This window comes from Mycobacterium sp. (assembly GCF_051006775.1).
GTDB lineage: Bacteria > Actinomycetota > Actinomycetes > Mycobacteriales > Mycobacteriaceae > Mycobacterium.
This window is the reverse complement of the sequence record NZ_JBPCSX010000017.1, coordinates 1-16,361: the sequence shown is the minus strand read 5'-3', so window position 1 is coordinate 16,361 and position 16,361 is coordinate 1. Positions and strand designations below refer to the sequence as shown.

At 66.8% G+C, this 16,361-nt stretch carries 17 protein-coding genes and 1 pseudogene; all 18 read left to right on the top strand.

Annotated features, from left to right (window positions below; all coding sequences use genetic code 11):
- A pseudogene (locus tag ACR2JI_RS01080) lies at positions 1-226 on the top strand (homoserine dehydrogenase); the annotation flags it as partial.
- A gap of 2 nt (positions 227-228) precedes the next feature.
- Entirely contained in the window at positions 229-1,305 is a 1,077-nt protein-coding gene (gene thrC, locus ACR2JI_RS01075) for a threonine synthase (RefSeq protein ID WP_526387114.1), read from the top strand.
- Between the two features lie 16 nt (positions 1,306-1,321).
- On the top strand, positions 1,322-2,281 hold the full coding sequence (gene thrB / locus ACR2JI_RS01070; protein WP_526387112.1) for a homoserine kinase: 960 nt from the start codon (positions 1,322-1,324) through the stop codon (positions 2,279-2,281).
- A gap of 212 nt (positions 2,282-2,493) precedes the next feature.
- Positions 2,494-4,218 carry a transcription termination factor Rho gene (gene rho / locus ACR2JI_RS01065; protein ID WP_526387119.1) on the top strand — a complete coding sequence of 575 codons (1,725 nt, stop codon included), beginning with the start codon at positions 2,494-2,496 and terminating at the stop codon, positions 4,216-4,218.
- A gap of 3 nt (positions 4,219-4,221) precedes the next feature.
- Positions 4,222-4,809: a maleylpyruvate isomerase family mycothiol-dependent enzyme gene (locus tag ACR2JI_RS01060; RefSeq protein WP_526387110.1), complete on the top strand. Its 588-nt coding sequence runs from the start codon at positions 4,222-4,224 to the stop codon at positions 4,807-4,809.
- A gap of 1 nt (position 4,810) precedes the next feature.
- Positions 4,811-6,391, top strand: a complete 1,581-nt coding sequence (gene fadD1 / locus ACR2JI_RS01055; RefSeq protein WP_526387108.1) for a fatty-acid--CoA ligase FadD1 — start codon at positions 4,811-4,813, stop codon at positions 6,389-6,391.
- A gap of 165 nt (positions 6,392-6,556) precedes the next feature.
- The gene (gene rpmE / locus ACR2JI_RS01050) at positions 6,557-6,826 is read left to right on the top strand and encodes a 50S ribosomal protein L31 (RefSeq protein WP_526387106.1); all 270 of its coding nucleotides are present in this window, start codon (positions 6,557-6,559) and stop codon (positions 6,824-6,826) included.
- A gap of 82 nt (positions 6,827-6,908) precedes the next feature.
- Positions 6,909-7,988 carry a peptide chain release factor 1 gene (prfA, locus tag ACR2JI_RS01045; protein WP_526387104.1) on the top strand — a complete coding sequence of 360 codons (1,080 nt, stop codon included), beginning with the start codon at positions 6,909-6,911 and terminating at the stop codon, positions 7,986-7,988.
- Positions 7,985-8,851 (top strand): peptide chain release factor N(5)-glutamine methyltransferase, encoded by an 867-nt coding sequence (prmC, locus tag ACR2JI_RS01040; RefSeq protein ID WP_526387102.1) that lies wholly within the window; start codon positions 7,985-7,987, stop codon positions 8,849-8,851. The genes prfA and prmC overlap by 4 nt, the downstream gene beginning before the upstream one ends.
- Positions 8,852-8,856: 5 nt before the next feature.
- Positions 8,857-9,501, top strand: a complete 645-nt coding sequence (locus tag ACR2JI_RS01035) for an L-threonylcarbamoyladenylate synthase (protein WP_526387116.1) — start codon at positions 8,857-8,859, stop codon at positions 9,499-9,501.
- Between the two features lie 33 nt (positions 9,502-9,534).
- Positions 9,535-10,761, top strand: coding sequence for a glycosyltransferase family 4 protein (locus tag ACR2JI_RS01030; protein ID WP_526387100.1), 1,227 nt, complete (start codon positions 9,535-9,537; stop codon positions 10,759-10,761).
- A gap of 92 nt (positions 10,762-10,853) precedes the next feature.
- Entirely contained in the window at positions 10,854-11,351 is a 498-nt protein-coding gene (locus ACR2JI_RS01025; RefSeq protein WP_526387098.1) for an ATP synthase subunit I, read from the top strand.
- Between the two features lie 5 nt (positions 11,352-11,356).
- A complete protein-coding gene (gene atpB / locus ACR2JI_RS01020; RefSeq protein ID WP_526387096.1) occupies positions 11,357-12,112 on the top strand; it encodes a F0F1 ATP synthase subunit A in 756 nt (251 codons plus the stop codon).
- A gap of 71 nt (positions 12,113-12,183) precedes the next feature.
- Entirely contained in the window at positions 12,184-12,441 is a 258-nt protein-coding gene (locus tag ACR2JI_RS01015; protein WP_526269171.1) for a F0F1 ATP synthase subunit C, read from the top strand.
- Positions 12,442-12,446: 5 nt separating this feature from the next.
- Entirely contained in the window at positions 12,447-12,956 is a 510-nt protein-coding gene (locus ACR2JI_RS01010) for a F0F1 ATP synthase subunit B (protein ID WP_526387094.1), read from the top strand.
- Between the two features lie 6 nt (positions 12,957-12,962).
- Positions 12,963-14,297, top strand: a complete 1,335-nt coding sequence (locus tag ACR2JI_RS01005; RefSeq protein WP_526387092.1) for a F0F1 ATP synthase subunit B/delta — start codon at positions 12,963-12,965, stop codon at positions 14,295-14,297.
- A 58-nt stretch (positions 14,298-14,355) separates the two neighbouring features.
- Positions 14,356-16,002 (top strand): F0F1 ATP synthase subunit alpha, encoded by a 1,647-nt coding sequence (atpA, locus tag ACR2JI_RS01000; protein ID WP_526387090.1) that lies wholly within the window; start codon positions 14,356-14,358, stop codon positions 16,000-16,002.
- Positions 16,003-16,008: 6 nt separating this feature from the next.
- Positions 16,009-16,361 (top strand): F0F1 ATP synthase subunit gamma (locus ACR2JI_RS00995; RefSeq protein WP_526387088.1); only part of this gene is annotated, 353 nt, incomplete at its 3' end.

The window sequence follows — 16,361 nt, the reverse complement described above, 5'->3', positions numbered from 1 at the left end:
TGTGTTGTCTGCTGTCGCAGCCGAATTCGGCAAGCGCGAGGTCAGCATCGCAGAAGTACGCCAGGAGGGGATCGCCGACGAAGGCGGTAAGCCGATCGGCGCGCGGATTGTCGTGGTAACCCACCGCGCGACCGATGCTGCGCTGTCCGAGACGGTCGCCGCATTGTCTGGTCTGGAGGTCATGCAGAAGGTCGACAGCGTGCTGCGACTGGAAGGGACGGACTAGCAGTGAGCGATACCAAGGTCCATACCCCGTGGCCGGGACTCATTGAGGCCTACCGCAGCCGGCTGCCGATGGCCGCCGACTGGACACCGGTCACCCTGTTGGAGGGTGGTACGCCCCTGGTCTTCGCTCCGCGGTTGTCCGAGAAGACCGGCTGCACAGTGCATCTCAAGGTCGAGGGACTCAACCCGACCGGGTCGTTCAAGGACCGCGGGATGACCATGGCCGTTACCGAGGCGGTCGCTCGCGGGCAGAAAGCGGTGTTGTGCGCATCGACCGGTAACACCTCCGCATCGGCGGCGGCCTACGCGGCCAGGGCGGGGATCACCTGCGCGGTGCTCATCCCGCAGGGCAAGATCGCGATGGGCAAGCTGGCACAGGCGGTGATGCACGGCGCCAAGATCATCCAGGTCGACGGCAACTTCGACGACTGCCTGGAACTGGCCCGCAAGCTCACCGCGGACTACCCGACCATCTCACTGGTCAATAGTGTCAACCCGGTGCGCATCGAGGGTCAGAAGACCGCGGCGTTCGAGATCGTCGACGCCCTGGGAACCGCCCCAGATGTGCACGCCCTGCCGGTCGGCAACGCCGGCAACATCACCGCGTATTGGAAGGGTTACACCGAGTACCACCGCGACGGCACCATCGACAAGCTGCCCCGGATGCTCGGTACGCAGGCTGCCGGTGCCGCGCCGCTGGTACTGGGCCATCCGGTCAGCCATCCGGAGACCCTTGCCACCGCAATCCGGATCGGAGCGCCCGCCTCCTGGGACGGCGCCATGGCGGCCAAGGATGAATCCGGCGGAAAGTTCTTGTCCGCCACCGACGATGAGCTGCTGGCCGCCTACCATCTGCTCGCCCGGGACGAAGGTGTGTTCGTCGAGCCGGCGTCGGCCGCGAGCGTCGCAGGATTGCTCAAGGCGGCCGAGGACGGCTGGGTTCAACGCGGATCGACCGTGGTGTGCACCGTCACCGGCCACGGACTCAAAGACCCCGATACCGCGCTGCGGGACGTCCCCGCCGTGACCGCGCTGCCGGTGGAACCGGGTGCGGTGGTCGCCGCATTGGGCCTCGGGTAGCGCGGATGTGCCGGCGATGACCCTGACCCTGCCCTCCGGGCTGACCGGCAGCGCCTCGGTGGCCGCCTCCAGTGCGAATCTGGGGCCTGGCTTCGACAGCATCGGGATTGCGCTTGGTCGCTACGACGAATTGACGGTGCAGACCTCCGGCGGCGGACTGGTCGTCGAGGTCGAGGGGGAGGGCGCCGGCCAGGTCTCCGACGATAGTGATCATCTGGTGGTTGCGGCTCTGCAGCGCGGCCTGGCTGCGGCCGGCTGCCGCGCCGACGGCTTGATCCTGCGCTGCCGCAACACAATTCCACACTCGCGCGGTCTGGGGTCCTCTGCATCAGCGGTAGTGGGCGGTCTTGCGCTAGCCAATTCCCTTGTGACGCAAGTAGATCGCCAGCCGTTGAGCATCGATCAGCTGGTTCAGCTGTCGTCCGAGTTCGAGGGTCATCCCGACAATGCGTCCGCTTCTGTCCTCGGCGGTGCCGTGGTGTCATGGACCGAACACGACGACGCGCAGCCGCGCTACGGCGCCGCCCGGCTGAGCTTGCATCCAGACATCCGGATCTTCGCGGCGATACCCCAGGTGCGGTCATCCACCGCGGAGGCGCGGGTCCTGCTGCCGGCCCAGGTGAGCCACACCGACGCCCGGTTCAACCTCAGTCGTGCCGCTTTGCTGGTGGTCGCCCTCACCGAGCGGCCGGATCTGTTGATGCAGGCCACCGAGGATGTGCTGCACCAGCCGCAGCGGGCGGCGTCGATGCCGGCTTCGGCGGAATTGATGCAGCTCATGCGGCATTGCGGTGTTCCGGCGGTGCTCTCCGGCGCCGGTCCGTCGGTGCTGGCGCTCACAGCGGGAGACGCGTTGCCCGGTGAGGCGCTCGAGTGCGGCGCCACCCAGGGGTTTGCCATCAGTGAGATGTCGGTCGGCGAGCCGGTACGCTGGAGCGCAGGTGTCACAACGGTGACCCGGGCTCTGCAGGGTTGAGCTTTCTTGCTTCGGTTCTCAAAGGCGGCTATCCTCAGGGACGTCCGGTCACTGCATCGTGTGCACCTGCACCGTCACTCGAGTGACATCCAAGCGGACAACCACCACAATCGCGTGTACTCAAAGCAGTGGAATGACGGTCGGCCCCCGGGCTGCCCCCCTCACCCGGCTTCGGCACCGATGACGGTAAGACTTCGCATTCAGCGAATCGGCTGAGTGCCGGAAACCCCGCGAATTTCACGGCCGCGGGGGAAGAAAGGAAATCCGTGACTGATACGGACGGATCGCTGGCCACCATGGTGCTGCCCGAACTGCGCGCACTGGCCAGTCAGGTCGGCGTCAAGGGAACATCCGGGATGCGCAAGGGCGATCTGATCGCCGCCATCACCGAGACCCGCGGCGGTAGCAGCGGAGGTGCCGAGCGCAAGGCCCGCACCGACAAGGCTCCGGAGACTGACGCGCCGAAGGTTGTCGAGAAGGCCCCGGAGCGTTCTGATGGTGAGTCCGCAGCGGCTGGTGCCGAAACGACCACCGAGAGCCCAACCGAGCGTCGCCGTGAGCGGCCTGCCCGCGAGGGCGGCAGCGAAGACGGCCGCAACGGGAACCAGAACCGCAACGAGAACCGCGGCGGCGGGCAGGGCGGCGGCGATCAGCAGAACCGGGACGACGACGGGCCCGGTGGCCGCCGCGGGCGCCGGTTCCGTGACCGCCGCCGGCGCGGTGAGCGCGGCGGCATGGAGGGCGGTGGACAGGGCGGCGAGACCGAGCTGCGCGAGGACGATGTCATTCAGCCGGTGGCCGGAATCCTTGATGTGCTCGACAACTACGCGTTCGTGCGCACCTCCGGCTACCTGGCCGGACCCAACGACGTCTACGTCTCGATGAATCTGGTCCGCAAGAACGGCCTGCGCCGCGGTGACGCCGTCACCGGTGCGGTCCGCGTCCCGCGCGACGGTGGGGACCCGAACAGTCAGAACCAGCGCCAGAAGTTCAACCCGCTGGTGCGGCTGGACAGCGTCAACGGCGGTCCGGTCGAGGCCGCTCGCAACCGGCCGGAGTTCAGCAAGCTCACCCCGCTGTACCCGAATCAGCGGCTGCGTCTGGAGACCACTCCCGAGCGGCTCACCACTCGTGTCATCGACCTGATCATGCCGATCGGCAAGGGTCAGCGCGCGCTGATCGTCTCGCCGCCCAAGGCCGGTAAGACCACGATCATGCAGGACATCGCCAACGCGATCACCAAGAACAACCCCGAGTGCCATCTGATGGTCGTGCTCGTCGATGAGCGGCCTGAAGAGGTCACCGATATGCAGCGCTCGGTGAAGGGTGAGGTCATCGCCTCGACCTTCGACCGCCCGCCGTCAGACCACACCCAGGCCGCCGAGTTGGCCATCGAACGGGCCAAGCGGCTGGTCGAGCAGGGCAAGGACGTCGTTGTGCTGCTCGACTCGATCACCCGTCTGGGCCGTGCGTACAACAACGCCTCCCCGGCGTCAGGTCGCATCCTGTCCGGCGGCGTCGACTCGACTGCGCTGTACCCGCCCAAGCGCTTCCTGGGCGCGGCCCGCAATATCGAGGACGGCGGCTCGCTGACCATCATTGCCACCGCCATGGTCGAGACCGGTTCCACCGGTGACACCGTGATCTTCGAGGAGTTCAAGGGCACCGGCAACGCCGAACTCAAGCTGGACCGAAAGATCGCCGAACGCCGGGTGTTCCCGGCCGTCGACGTGAATCCGTCCGGCACCCGTAAGGACGAACTGCTGCTGTCGACCGATGAGTTCGCGGTCGTGCACAAGTTGCGTCGGGTGTTGAGCGGTCTGGACAGCCATCAGGCCATCGACTTGCTGATGAGCCAGCTGCGCAAGACCAAGACCAACTACGAGTTCCTGGTTCAGGTCTCCAAGACCGCTCCGGGTATGGCCGACGCCGACTGACAGGTGAACACCGACGAGATCTGGTGCTGTGTCGATGATCAGCGCGTCGAGCTCGCCGGTCTGCTCGAAAGTTTGAGCGCCGAGCAGTGGATGGCGCCGTCGCTGTGCGACGGGTGGCGTGTTCGTGATGTCGCCGCGCACCTCACCCACTCGCACATGCATCCGGTGCGGGCGATCGGTGAGGCGGTCAAGTCCGGTTTCCGGTTCGACGCGATGATCCGTCGACTGGGTCGCGAAGACCGTCGATCGCAGGCCGAGATCGCTGCGGCGTTGAGCGGTATGGCCGGTTCCCGCAAGAAGGTTCCCGGCACCAGCGTGCAACAGCCTCTGATCGAACTGCTGGTCCACGGCCAGGACATCACCGTGCCGCTGGGTATCGACCGGCCGATGCCTGTCGACGCGGCGGTTGAATCGGCCGCGAAACTGTCCGGCATGAGGTTTCCGCTCAACGCTGCGCAGCGACTCGCCGGTATCAGGCTGGTCGCCACCGACGCCGATTTCGCAGCGGGGGATGGCGCGGGGGCTGGGACAGAGATACGCGTCCCGATACGTGACATCGTGATGATTCTCGCCGGCCGGGCTCAGCCCTGAAATGGCCGAGACCGTCCAGCAGTTGCTCCGCGAACGCCTCGGCGACCCCGCCCCCGCGGTCAAGTACGGCGACCGGGTGTGGACCTGGCGTGAGCACCTCGATGAGGCGAAAAGCCAAGCTGCCGCCCTGATTTCGCTGGCCGACCCGGCCCGCCCGCTGCACGTGGGCGCACTGCTGTCCAACGGTCCGGAGATGCTCACCGCGATGGCTGCGGCCGGCCTCGGCGGTTATGTGCTGTGCGGAGTCAACAACACCCGCCGTGGCGAGGCGCTGGCCCGCGATATCGGCCGGGCCGACTGCCAGATCCTGCTCACCGACGCCGACCACCGCGCACTGCTGGACGGACTGGACCTGTCCGGCGTGCAGGTATTCGATGTGGGCTCGCCCGCGTGGGCGCAACTGATCGACGACGCCCCGGAACTCGCTGTGCACCGCGAGGTTGGGCCGACCGACACCTTCATGTTGATCTTCACCTCGGGAACCAGCGGCGAACCGAAGGCCGTGCAGGTCGCCCATATGATGGTGCCGTTTTCCGGCGTCGCTCTGGTCCAACGGTTTTCGATCACACCGGATGACGTCTGCTATCTGTCGATGCCGCTGTTCCACTCCAACGCTCTGATGGCCGGTTGGTCGGTCGCGGTGTCCTCCGGAGCGGCCATGGCGCCGGCGACGTTCTCGGCCTCGGCACTCCTCGGCGATCTGCGCCGCTACGGCGTGACATACATGAATTACGTCGGTAAGCCGTTGGCCTACGTACTGGCCACCGCCGAACAATCCGACGACCACGACAACCCGCTTCGTGTCGCATTCGGTAACGAGGCCACCGAACGCGATATCGCCGAGTTCTCCCGCCGCTTCGGCTGCACGGTCTGGGATGGTTTCGGCTCCACCGAAGGCGCGGTAATCATCACCCGCGACGGCGACTGCCCGTCGGGTTCGGTGGGACGGGGCTTCCCCGGTGTCGCGATCTACGACTCCGAGACGCTGACCGAGTGTCCGCCCGCGGTGTTCGACGCCACGGGCGCTCTGGCCAACGCCGAGGAGGCGATCGGCGAGATCGTCAACACCGGCGGAGCCGGGTTGTTCTCCGGCTACTACAACGACCCCGAATCCACCGGCGAGCGCCTGCGGCACGGCATGTACTGGTCCGGAGACCTCGGTTACCGGGACGCCGACGGGTGGATCTACCTGGCCGGCCGAACCGGGGAGTGGCTGCGGGTCGACGGCGAGAATCTGACGTGCGCGCCGATCGAGCGGATTCTGAACCGGCTGGACCCGGTCAGCCGGGTAGCCGTCTACGCGGTGCCCGACGATCGGGTCGGTGATGCGGTGATGGCGGCCCTGGTGCTACGCGACGGCACCGCACTCGGGCCCGAGGAGTTCGGCCGGTTCCTGGCCGCCCAGCAGGATCTCTCGCCCAAGGCCTGGCCGCGGTACGTGTGGATCGCCGGGGACCTCCCGGCCACCGCGACCAACAAGATCGTCAAACGGCAACTGACCGTGCAGGGAACGCATATCCCGCACGGCACCCTGTGGCGGCGCGACGGACGGGACTACCGGGTGGCCGGCCCGGCCCACTGACACCGGAGATGACCCGGTCAGGCGCTTCCGGCAGGTTCGCGGTCCCACCCGGGTAGGCAATTGGGCAGGTGGCGGGCGAACTGGCATAATGTTCCAGACCCCCTCGGTACCGGTTCACGCCATTTCCATTCGGCGACCCGGCGACCACGAACAGCAGAGGAAATCATGAAGACCGGTATTCACCCCGCCTACGGCGAGACCACCGTGGTGTGTGGCTGTGGCAACAGCTTCACCACCCGCAGCACCAAGGAGAGCGGCCACATCACGGTCGAGGTCTGCTCCCAGTGCCATCCCTTCTATACCGGCAAGCAGAAGATCCTCGACAGCGGCGGTCGCGTGGCCCGCTTCGAGAAGCGCTACGGCAAGCGGCCCGGGTCGAAGCAGACCACCGGCGGCCCCGATGCCGCTGAGGCCACCGAGGCCCCCAGCGAGTAGCTGTTTCACCGACGCCCGTCTGTCGCGCTCCGCGACAGGCCGGGCGTCGGTTTGCGTTTAGGGCTCACCGAGAGGACGGACGATGACGCAGAGCGCTCCCGCTGATGCGATCGAAGCCGTGCTCACCGAGCATGCCGATTTGGAACGTCAACTGTCGGACCCGGAACTGCACGGCGACGCCGGAAACGCGCGCCGCGTCGGAAAGCGGTTCGCACAGTTGGCGCCGATCGTCTCCGCCTACCGCAAACTCGAAACCGCCCGTGGTGATCTGGACACCGCCCGGGAACTCGCGGCTGATGACGCCTCGTTCGCCGATGAGGTCATCGAACTCGAGGCCAGAGTCGCCGAACTCGACGACCAACTCACCGACATGCTCGCCCCGCGAGACCCGCACGACGGCGATGACGTGGTGCTCGAGGTCAAGTCCGGTGAGGGTGGCGAAGAATCGGCACTGTTCGCCGCAGATCTGGCCCGGATGTACATCCGCTATGCCGAGCGACACGGCTGGACGGTGACCGTTCTCGACGAGACATTCTCCGATCTGGGCGGCTACAAGGAAGCGACCATCTCGATCGCCAGCAGGGGTGACGTGAGCGACGGTGTGTGGTCGCGGTTGAAGTGGGAGGGCGGCGTGCACCGTGTGCAGCGCGTGCCGGTCACCGAATCCCAAGGGCGGGTTCATACTTCGGCCGCCGGCGTACTGGTCTACCCCGAGATCGAGGAAGTCGAGCAGGTTCAGATCGACGACTCCGATCTGCGCATCGATGTCTACCGGTCGTCGGGCAAGGGAGGCCAGGGCGTCAACACCACCGACTCGGCGGTGCGCATCACGCACCTGCCGACCGGCATCGTGGTCACCTGTCAGAACGAGCGGTCGCAGCTGCAGAACAAGGCCCGCGCCATGCAGGTGCTGGCCGCCCGACTGCAGGCGGTTGCCGAGGAGCAGGCCTCCGCCGAAGCCTCGGCGGACCGGGCCAGCCAGATTCGTACCGTCGACCGCAGCGAACGCATCCGCACCTACAACTTCCCGGAGAACCGGATCGCCGACCACCGGATCAATTTCAAGGCACACAACCTGGATCAGGTGCTCGACGGCGATATGGACGACCTACTGGACGCGCTGGTCGCCGCCGATAAGCAAGCCCGACTCCAGCAGGCATGAGCCGCCAACGGCTTCGCCGGGCGATCGAGGCCGCAACCACCGCCCTCGGGCAGGCCGGAATCGACTCGGCCCGAAATGATGCCGAGTTACTGGCCGCACACGTTCTCGGCGTCGAACGTGGCCGGCTGTCCTTCGCCGATGTACCCGAGGAATTCTTCGGCCGGTACCGCGATGCGGTCAGCACGCGGGCGCGCCGAATTCCACTGCAGCACATCACCGGCACCGCCCCGTTCGGGTCGGTGCGGTTGGAGGTCGGGCCGGGGGTGTTCATCCCGCGTCCGGAGACCGAGGCTCTGCTGGAGTGGGCGCTGGCGCAGGACCTCCCCGATGATGCGGTGATCGTCGACGTCTGCACCGGGTCCGGAGCGCTGGGCATCGCCCTGGCCGCGTCCCGGCCCGGGGCTCGGGTTACCGGAGTCGACATCGACCCGACGGCGTTGGACTACGCCCGGCGTAATGCCGCCGTGACGACCATGTCAGTGGTGCAGGGCGACGTCGCCGAGGATGGTCTTCTGCCGGATCTGGCCGGTACCGTCGACCTCGTGGTGTCCAATCCGCCCTATGTGCCCGTCGGTGTCATCCTGGAACCCGAAGTCGCCGAGCACGATCCGGCGCACGCGGTCTTCGGCGGCGCCGATGGGATGGCCGTCATCGTCCCACTCGTTGCGCGCGCGGCGAGCTGGCTCAAGTCCGGCGGTCTGCTGGCGGTCGAACATGACGACACCACCTCCGAGGCGACGGTCGATGCCATCGGCGCCACCGGCCTCTTCGACCAGGTGGTGCCGCACACCGATCTTGCCGGACGGCCCCGGTTCGTGACCGGCCGTCGGCGACCCCGGACACCGGAGGGGGACCAGACGTGACTCAGATGCTGGACTGCCGCAACCCGGCCAATCGTGCCGGCGCCATCGCCGAGGCGGTCTCCGCCGTCAAGAGCGGGCGACTGGTGGTGCTGCCCACCGACACCGTGTACGGACTCGGCGCCGATGCGTTCGACAGCCAGGCCGTGGCCCGCCTGCTCAGCGCCAAGGGGCGTGGCCGGGATATGCCGGTCGGTGTGCTGGTGGGGTCCTGGCACACCATCGAGGGATTGGTGTACTCCGTCCCGGACGCGGCTCGCGAGCTGATCCGGGCGTTCTGGCCGGGTGCGCTCAGCCTGGTGGTCAAGCAGGCGCCGTCGCTGCAGTGGGATCTCGGCGACGCCCGCGGCACCGTGATGCTGCGCATGCCGCTGCACCCGGTGGCGATCGAACTGTTGAAGGAGACCGGCCCGATGGCGGTGTCGAGCGCCAACATCTCCGGTCAGCCCCCGGCCACCACGGCATCGGACGCCCAGCGCCAGCTCGGTGATCTGGTCGACGTCTACCTCGACGGCGGCCCTGCCGAGCAGCAGTCCGCCTCCACGATCGTCGATCTCACCGCAGCCAACCCGCGGGTCCTGCGGGAGGGTCCGGTCAGCGCGCAGGACGTCGCCCGGGTACTCGGCGTCGACATCGCATCGCTGACCGGCTGATCGCCACGTCGTGCAGTAGTACCGTCTGAACTGATGGTCACCCTGCTCGCGCTCTCCGACAGGGGCGCCGGCGTTCCCCTGCGGGAGTTGGCGCTCGTGGGTCTGACCGCTGCGATCGTCACCTACTTCGCGACCGGCGCGGTGCGGGTGCTGGCCCGCCGCCTCGGCGCGGTGGCCTACCCCCGTGAACGCGACGTCCACTCCACACCCACCCCCCGGATGGGCGGGCTCGCGATGTACCTCGGGGTGGTGTCTGCGGTATTCCTGGCCTCGCAGCTGCCGGCATTGAACCGCGGATTCATCTACTCGTCGGGGATGCCCGCCGTGGTGATCGCCGGGGGCCTGATCATGGGCATCGGACTGATCGACGACCGGTGGGGTCTGGACGCGCTGACCAAATTCGCCGGACAGATCACCGCGGCCAGTGTTCTGGTCACGATGGGGGTGGCCTGGAGCGTTCTCTACATTCCCTTCGGCGGTGTGGGCACCATCGTCCTGGATCAGGCGTCCTCGATCCTGCTGACCCTGGCGCTGACGGTGGCCATCGTCAACGCGATGAACTTCGTCGACGGACTCGACGGGCTGGCGGCCGGCCTGGGACTGATCACCGCGATGTCCATCTGCATTTTCTCCGTCGGACTGCTGCGCGATCACGGCGGCGACGTGCTGTTCTATCCGCCGGCGGTGATCTCGGTGGTGCTCGCCGGGGTATGCCTGGGTTTCCTACCGCACAACTTCCATCCGGCCCGGATCTTCATGGGCGACTCCGGTTCGATGCTCGTCGGGCTCATGCTGGCCGCCGCTTCGACCACCGCGGCCGGCCCGATCTCGCAGAGCGCCTACGGTGCCCGCGACGTCTTCGCCCTGCTCTCGCCGTTCCTGCTGGTGGTTGCGGTGGTCTTCGTGCCTGCCCTGGACATGCTGCTGGCCATCGTCCGGCGCACCCGGGCCGGACGCAGTCCGTTCAGCCCGGACAAGATGCACCTGCACCACCGCCTGCTGCAGATCGGGCACTCGCATCGTCGGGCGGTGCTGCTCATCTACCTATGGGTGTCAGTGGTGGCGCTGGGGGCGGCGAGCACGATCTTCGTCAACCCGCGGTACGCCGGAGCAGTCATGCTGGCGGCGTTCGTGGTGGCCGGAGTGGTCACCGTCATCCCACTGCTGCGCGGCGACTCCGCGGTCGGCCCGGGGCCTGCGGGCGACGATGAGGACAGGGATTTGACGCTGTTGCGGGACAGTCTGTACGACCGTAAGTAGTAGCCGATTTAGTGCCGTTTACCATGTGGTACCGTGCTGGCGAAACGCCATTCGGCGGCTCTTTCTGTCTGACTGGATAGTGGGTGGACGTTGTGACAACGCCAGCGCACGAAGCGCCGTTGGTGTTGCCGTCCGTCGCCTTTCAACCGGGTCGTCTGCTGCTGGTGTGCGCTGCGCTGACCGCGTTGGCCGTCGCTCTCTCCGGGTGGGCCGGATACGTCATGTTCGGGGTCTTCTTCGGCCTGGGCCTGGGGCTCGGCCTGATCAACGCACTGCTCGTCCAGCGTTCGGTCGCCTCGATCACTGCCGGTGACCACCCCCTCAAGAAGAAGATGGCCCTGAACTCGGCCACCCGACTGCTGGTGATCACCGCGATCGGGCTGGCCATTGCGTTCGGTTTCCGGCCGCTGGGAGTCGGCGTCGTGTTCGGGTTGGCGCTGTTCCAGGTTGTTCTCGTGCTGTCCACTGCGCTCCCGGTCTGGAAGAAGATCCGGACCGGTGACCCGGACTTCGCGCCCGAGGGTGCGTCCGTTCCGGAGGGTTCTTCGTTGAATCCCGCCTCAATTCCCGCCGAGATACCCAAGGATTGAGCACTATGACCGAAAAGATCCTCGCCGAGGGTTCGATCGAGGTCGGCCACCACACGACGGCCACCTGGTTGGGCATGACCGTCAACACCGACACCGTCTATGCCACCGCGCTGGCCGCCGTCATCACCTTGGCTCTGGCGTTCTTCCTGCGGGCCAAGGTCACCTCGACCGGAGTTCCCAGCGGTGTGCAGCTGTTCTGGGTGTCCATCACCACTCAGATGCGGGGTCAGATCGAGCAGGCGATCGGAATGAAGGTCGCGCCATTCGTTTTGCCACTGGCGGTGGCCCTGTTCATCTTCATTCTGGTCGCCAACTGGATATCTGTGCTGCCGGTGCAGTACAGCACCGCCGACGGGAAAACCCACGAGCTGCTCAAGCCCCCGGCCTCGGATATCAACTTCGTGCTGGCGCTCGCCCTGTTCGTCTTCATCTGCTACCACGCGGCCGGTATCTGGCGGCGCGGCATCATCGGCCACCCGATCAAGGTTCTGAAGGGTCACGTCGCGTTCCTGGCGCCCATCAACCTCGTCGAGGAGATCGCCAAGCCGATCTCGTTGTCGCTGCGACTTTTCGGCAATATTTTCGCCGGCGGCATCATGGTCGCGCTGATCGCACTGTTCCCGCCGTACATCATGTGGGCGCCCAACGCGATCTGGAAAACCTTCGATCTGTTCGTCGGTCTGATCCAGGCGTTCATCTTCGCCCTGCTGACCATCCTGTACTTCAGCCAGTCCATGGAACTGGACGAAGAACATCACTGAGCACACCACTAGACCACCCGCATAACCACAAGCTCTGGTAGGACCCCTACCAGTCACCAAGGAGGAAAGTAATGGCAGCAGTTGATCCCGCAATCGTGTCGGGCGCGTTGATCGGCGGCGGACTGATCCTGGGCGGCGGCGCCATCGGCGCCGGTATCGGCGACGGTATCGCCGGCAATGCCCTGATCTCCGGCATCGCCCGCCAGCCCGAGGCACAGGGCCGGCTGTTCACCCCGTTCTTCATCACCGTCGGTCTGGTGGAGGCGGCGTACTTCATCAACCTGGCGTTCATGGCGCTCTTCGTGTTCGCCACGCCCGGCGCCTCCTAAACACCATGGGGGACGTGAGCGTCACTCTGTTGGCGGCTGAGGAAGGTGGCGGCACCAGCAACTTCCTCATCCCCAACGGCACCTTCTTCTTCGTGCTGGCCATCTTCTTGATAGTGCTCGGCGTGATCGGCAAGTTTGTCGTGCCGCCGATCCAGAAGGTGCTCGGTGAGCGCGAGCGGATGATCGCCAAGACCGCCGAGGACAACCGCAAGGCCACCGAGCAGGAGACTGCCGCCAACGCCGATTACAACAGGGAGTTGGGCGCCGGCCGTACGGAGGCCGCCGCAATCCGCGACGAGGCGAGGTCCGAGGGCCGCGCGGTCATCGACGGAAAGCGTTCCGTTGCCAATGAAGAGGTCGCCGGTCGGATGCAGGAGGCCAACGAGGCACTCAAGCTGCAGAGCGACGCCCTCGCGCCGGAACTGCGGGCATCGGCCGAGACCCTGTCGGCCACCCTGGCCAGCCGTGTTCTCGGCGTTGACGTCTCCGGTTCCTCGGTATCGACGGGACGGTAAATCCAGATGTCAACCTTTATCGGACAGCTCGTCGGCTTCGCGGTGATCGTGGGGATCATCATGAAGTACGTCGCGCCGCCGGTGCGCAAGCTGATGGCCGCTCAGCAGGATGCCGTGCGCACCCAGCTTGCGGACAGCGCCACGGCGACACAGCGGCTGGCCGCAGCCGACTCCCACCATGCCCAGCGGGTGCAAGAGGGCAGGGACGAGGCCCGGCACGTCGTCGAGGAGGCCCGCGCAGACTCGGTCCGCATCGCCGAGCAGCTTCGGGCCCAGGCCGATGTCGAAGCCGACCGGATCGCGGTGCAGGGCGGTCAGCAGGAGACGCTGTTGCGCGCCCAGCTGATCCGCCAGCTGCGGGGCGATCTCGGCAGCGACTCGGTGCGACGGGCGGCTGACCTGGTCCGCGCGCATGTGTCCGACCCGCAGTCGCAATCAGCGACCGTGGACCGGTTCATCGACGAGATGGAAGCGATGGCACCCGCCGCCTTCGCACCGGAGGTCGGCGGCTCGGGTATGCGGTCGGCCAGTCGCGACGCGCAGACCGCTCTCGTCGATCGCTTCAACGCGATGGCCGGATCGCTGAGCGCCGATGAGCTGTCCACTCTCGCCGACGAACTGACATCGGTGGACGAACTTCTGCTCACCGAGCCGATCCTGGCCCGCCACCTCGCCGAGGCCACCGGCGAGGCGGCCGCCAAACAACAGATGCTGTCGCGACTGCTGGGCGGCAAGGTCGGCGCCGGCACCCTCGAGCTGCTCAATACGGCTGTCTCGGTGCGGTGGTCGCGGACCGGTGACCTGGTCGACGGTATCGAGCATGTCGCCCGGCTGGCGCTGCTGGTGCGGGCCGAGCGGGAGAATCAGGCCGACGAGGTCGCCGAACAGCTGTTCCGGTTCGGCCGTGTCCTCAACACCCAGCCGCGGCTGACGAGTCTGCTCGGTGACTTCTCGCAGTCGGCCGCCCAGCGGGTCTCCCTGCTGCGCAACGTGCTCGAACGGTCCAGTGGGAGCAACTCCACCGCCGCCGCGCTGTTGGCCCAGACAGTGGGTCTGCTGCGCGGTGAGCGTGCCGACGAAGCCGTGCAGAACCTCGCCGAACTGGCCGTTGCCCACCGCGGCGAAATCGTGGCCGAGGTCGGTGCCGCCGCAGAGTTGTCCGATACCCAGCGCCGACGTCTGACCGAGGTGCTGACCCGGATCTATCACCACCGGGTATCAGTGCAACTGAATGTCGATCCGGCGCTGCTGGGCGGCCTGTCGGTCGCGGTCGGCGACGAGGTGATCGACGGAACGCTGTCCGCCCGACTGGCAGCAGCTCAGACGAAGCTGCCCGACTAGTCCCACGAACCACCCCAAGATCACGAATTCTTGTAGACGAAGAGGAAGACGAAAAGCCATGGCAGAGTTGACAATCTCCGCTAACGACATCGAAGGTGCCATTGCGAGCTATGTCTCGAGCTTCGAGGCGGGCACGGGTCGCGAGGAGATCGGTACCGTCATCGACGCCGGCGACGGTATCGCCCACGTCGAGGGTCTGCCCTCGGTGATGACCCAGGAACTGCTGGAGTTCCCCGGCGGCATCCTCGGTGTTGCGCTGAACCTCGATGAGCACAGCATCGGCGCGGTGGTCCTTGGCGAGTTCGACAAGATCGAGCAGGGCCAGCAGGTCCGGCGCACCGGTGAGGTGCTCTCGGTGCCCGTGGGCGACGCCTTCATGGGCCGCGTGGTCAACCCGCTCGGTCAGCCTATCGACGGACGCGGCGAGATCGCGGCCAGCGCCCGGCGCGTCCTGGAGATGCAGGCGCCCTCGGTGGTGCAGCGCAAGGGCGTCACCGAACCGTTGCAGACCGGTATCAAGGCCATCGACGCGATGACCCCGATCGGCCGCGGTCAGCGTCAGCTCATCATCGGCGACCGCAAGACCGGCAAGACCGCCGTGTGTGTCGACACCATCCTCAACCAGCGGCAGAACTGGGAGACCGGCGACCCGGACAAGCAGGTCCGCTGCGTCTACGTCGCCGTCGGCCAGAAGGGCACCACGATCGCCAGCGTCCGTCAGGCGCTGGAAGACGGTGGCGCGATGGAGTACACCACCATCGTCGCCGCGCCCGCTTCGGATGCGGCCGGCTTCAAATGGCTTGCCCCCTACACCGGTTCGGCCATCGCGCAGGAATGGATGTACGACGGCAAGCACGTTCTGATCGTGTTCGACGACCTCACCAAGCAGGCCGAGGCCTACCGCGCCATCTCGCTGCTGCTGCGCCGCCCGCCGGGCCGCGAGGCCTACCCCGGCGACGTGTTCTATCTGCACTCCCGGCTGCTGGAGCGTTGCGCGAAGCTCTCCGATGAACTCGGTGGCGGATCGATGACCGGCCTGCCGATCATCGAGACGAAGGCCAACGACATCTCGGCCTACATCCCGACCAACGTCATCTCGATCACCGACGGCCAGTGCTTCCTGGAGACCGACCTGTTCAACCAGGGCGTGCGACCGGCCATCAACGTCGGCGTCTCGGTGTCCCGCGTCGGTGGCGCCGCCCAGATCAAGGCGATGAAGGAGGTGGCCGGCTCGCTGCGTCTGGATCTGTCCCAGTACCGCGAGCTGGAGGCCTTCGCAGCCTTCGCCTCCGACCTGGACGAGACGTCCAAGGCCCAGCTCGAGCGTGGCGCGCGGCTGGTGGAGCTGCTCAAGCAGCCGCAGTACAGCCCGCTGGCGGTCGAGGAGCAGGTGGTGGCGATCTTCCTCGGTACCAAGGGTCACCTGGACTCGGTGCCCGTCGCCGACGTCGGCGGTTGCGAAGCGGAGTTCCTCGAGCACATCAAGGCCGCCCACCCGGAGGTGCTCAACGACATCCGCGAGAGCGAGAAGCTCAGTGAAGAGGCGCAGGATCGGCTCGACAGGCTGGTCGGCGACTTCAAGAAGGGCTTCGCGACCTCCGACGGCAGCTCGGTCATTCCCGACGCCCACGTTGCCGCCATGGACGAGGCCGACGTGGAGAAGGAAGCCGTTCAGGTCCGCAAGCCGGCTCCGAAGAAGAAGTAGCGGTCCATGGCAGCGACACTTCGCGAACTACGCGGGCGAATCCGCTCCGCCGGGGCGATCAAGAAGATCACCAAGGCACAGGAGCTGATCGCCACGTCGCGGATCGCCAAGGCGCAGGCGCGGGTGGAGGCGGCGCGTCCGTACTCCAACGAGATCACCCACATGCTGACCAACCTGGCGGCGGAGTCGGCGCTGGATCATCCGCTGCTGGTGGCCCGTGCGAACCCGAAGCGGGCCGCGGTGCTGGTCGTCTCCTCGGACCGCGGACTGTGCGGCGCCTACAACGCCAACGTCCTGCGGCGGGCCGAGGAGCTGATGTCGCTGCTGCGCTCGGAGGGTAAGCAGCCGGTGCTCTACGT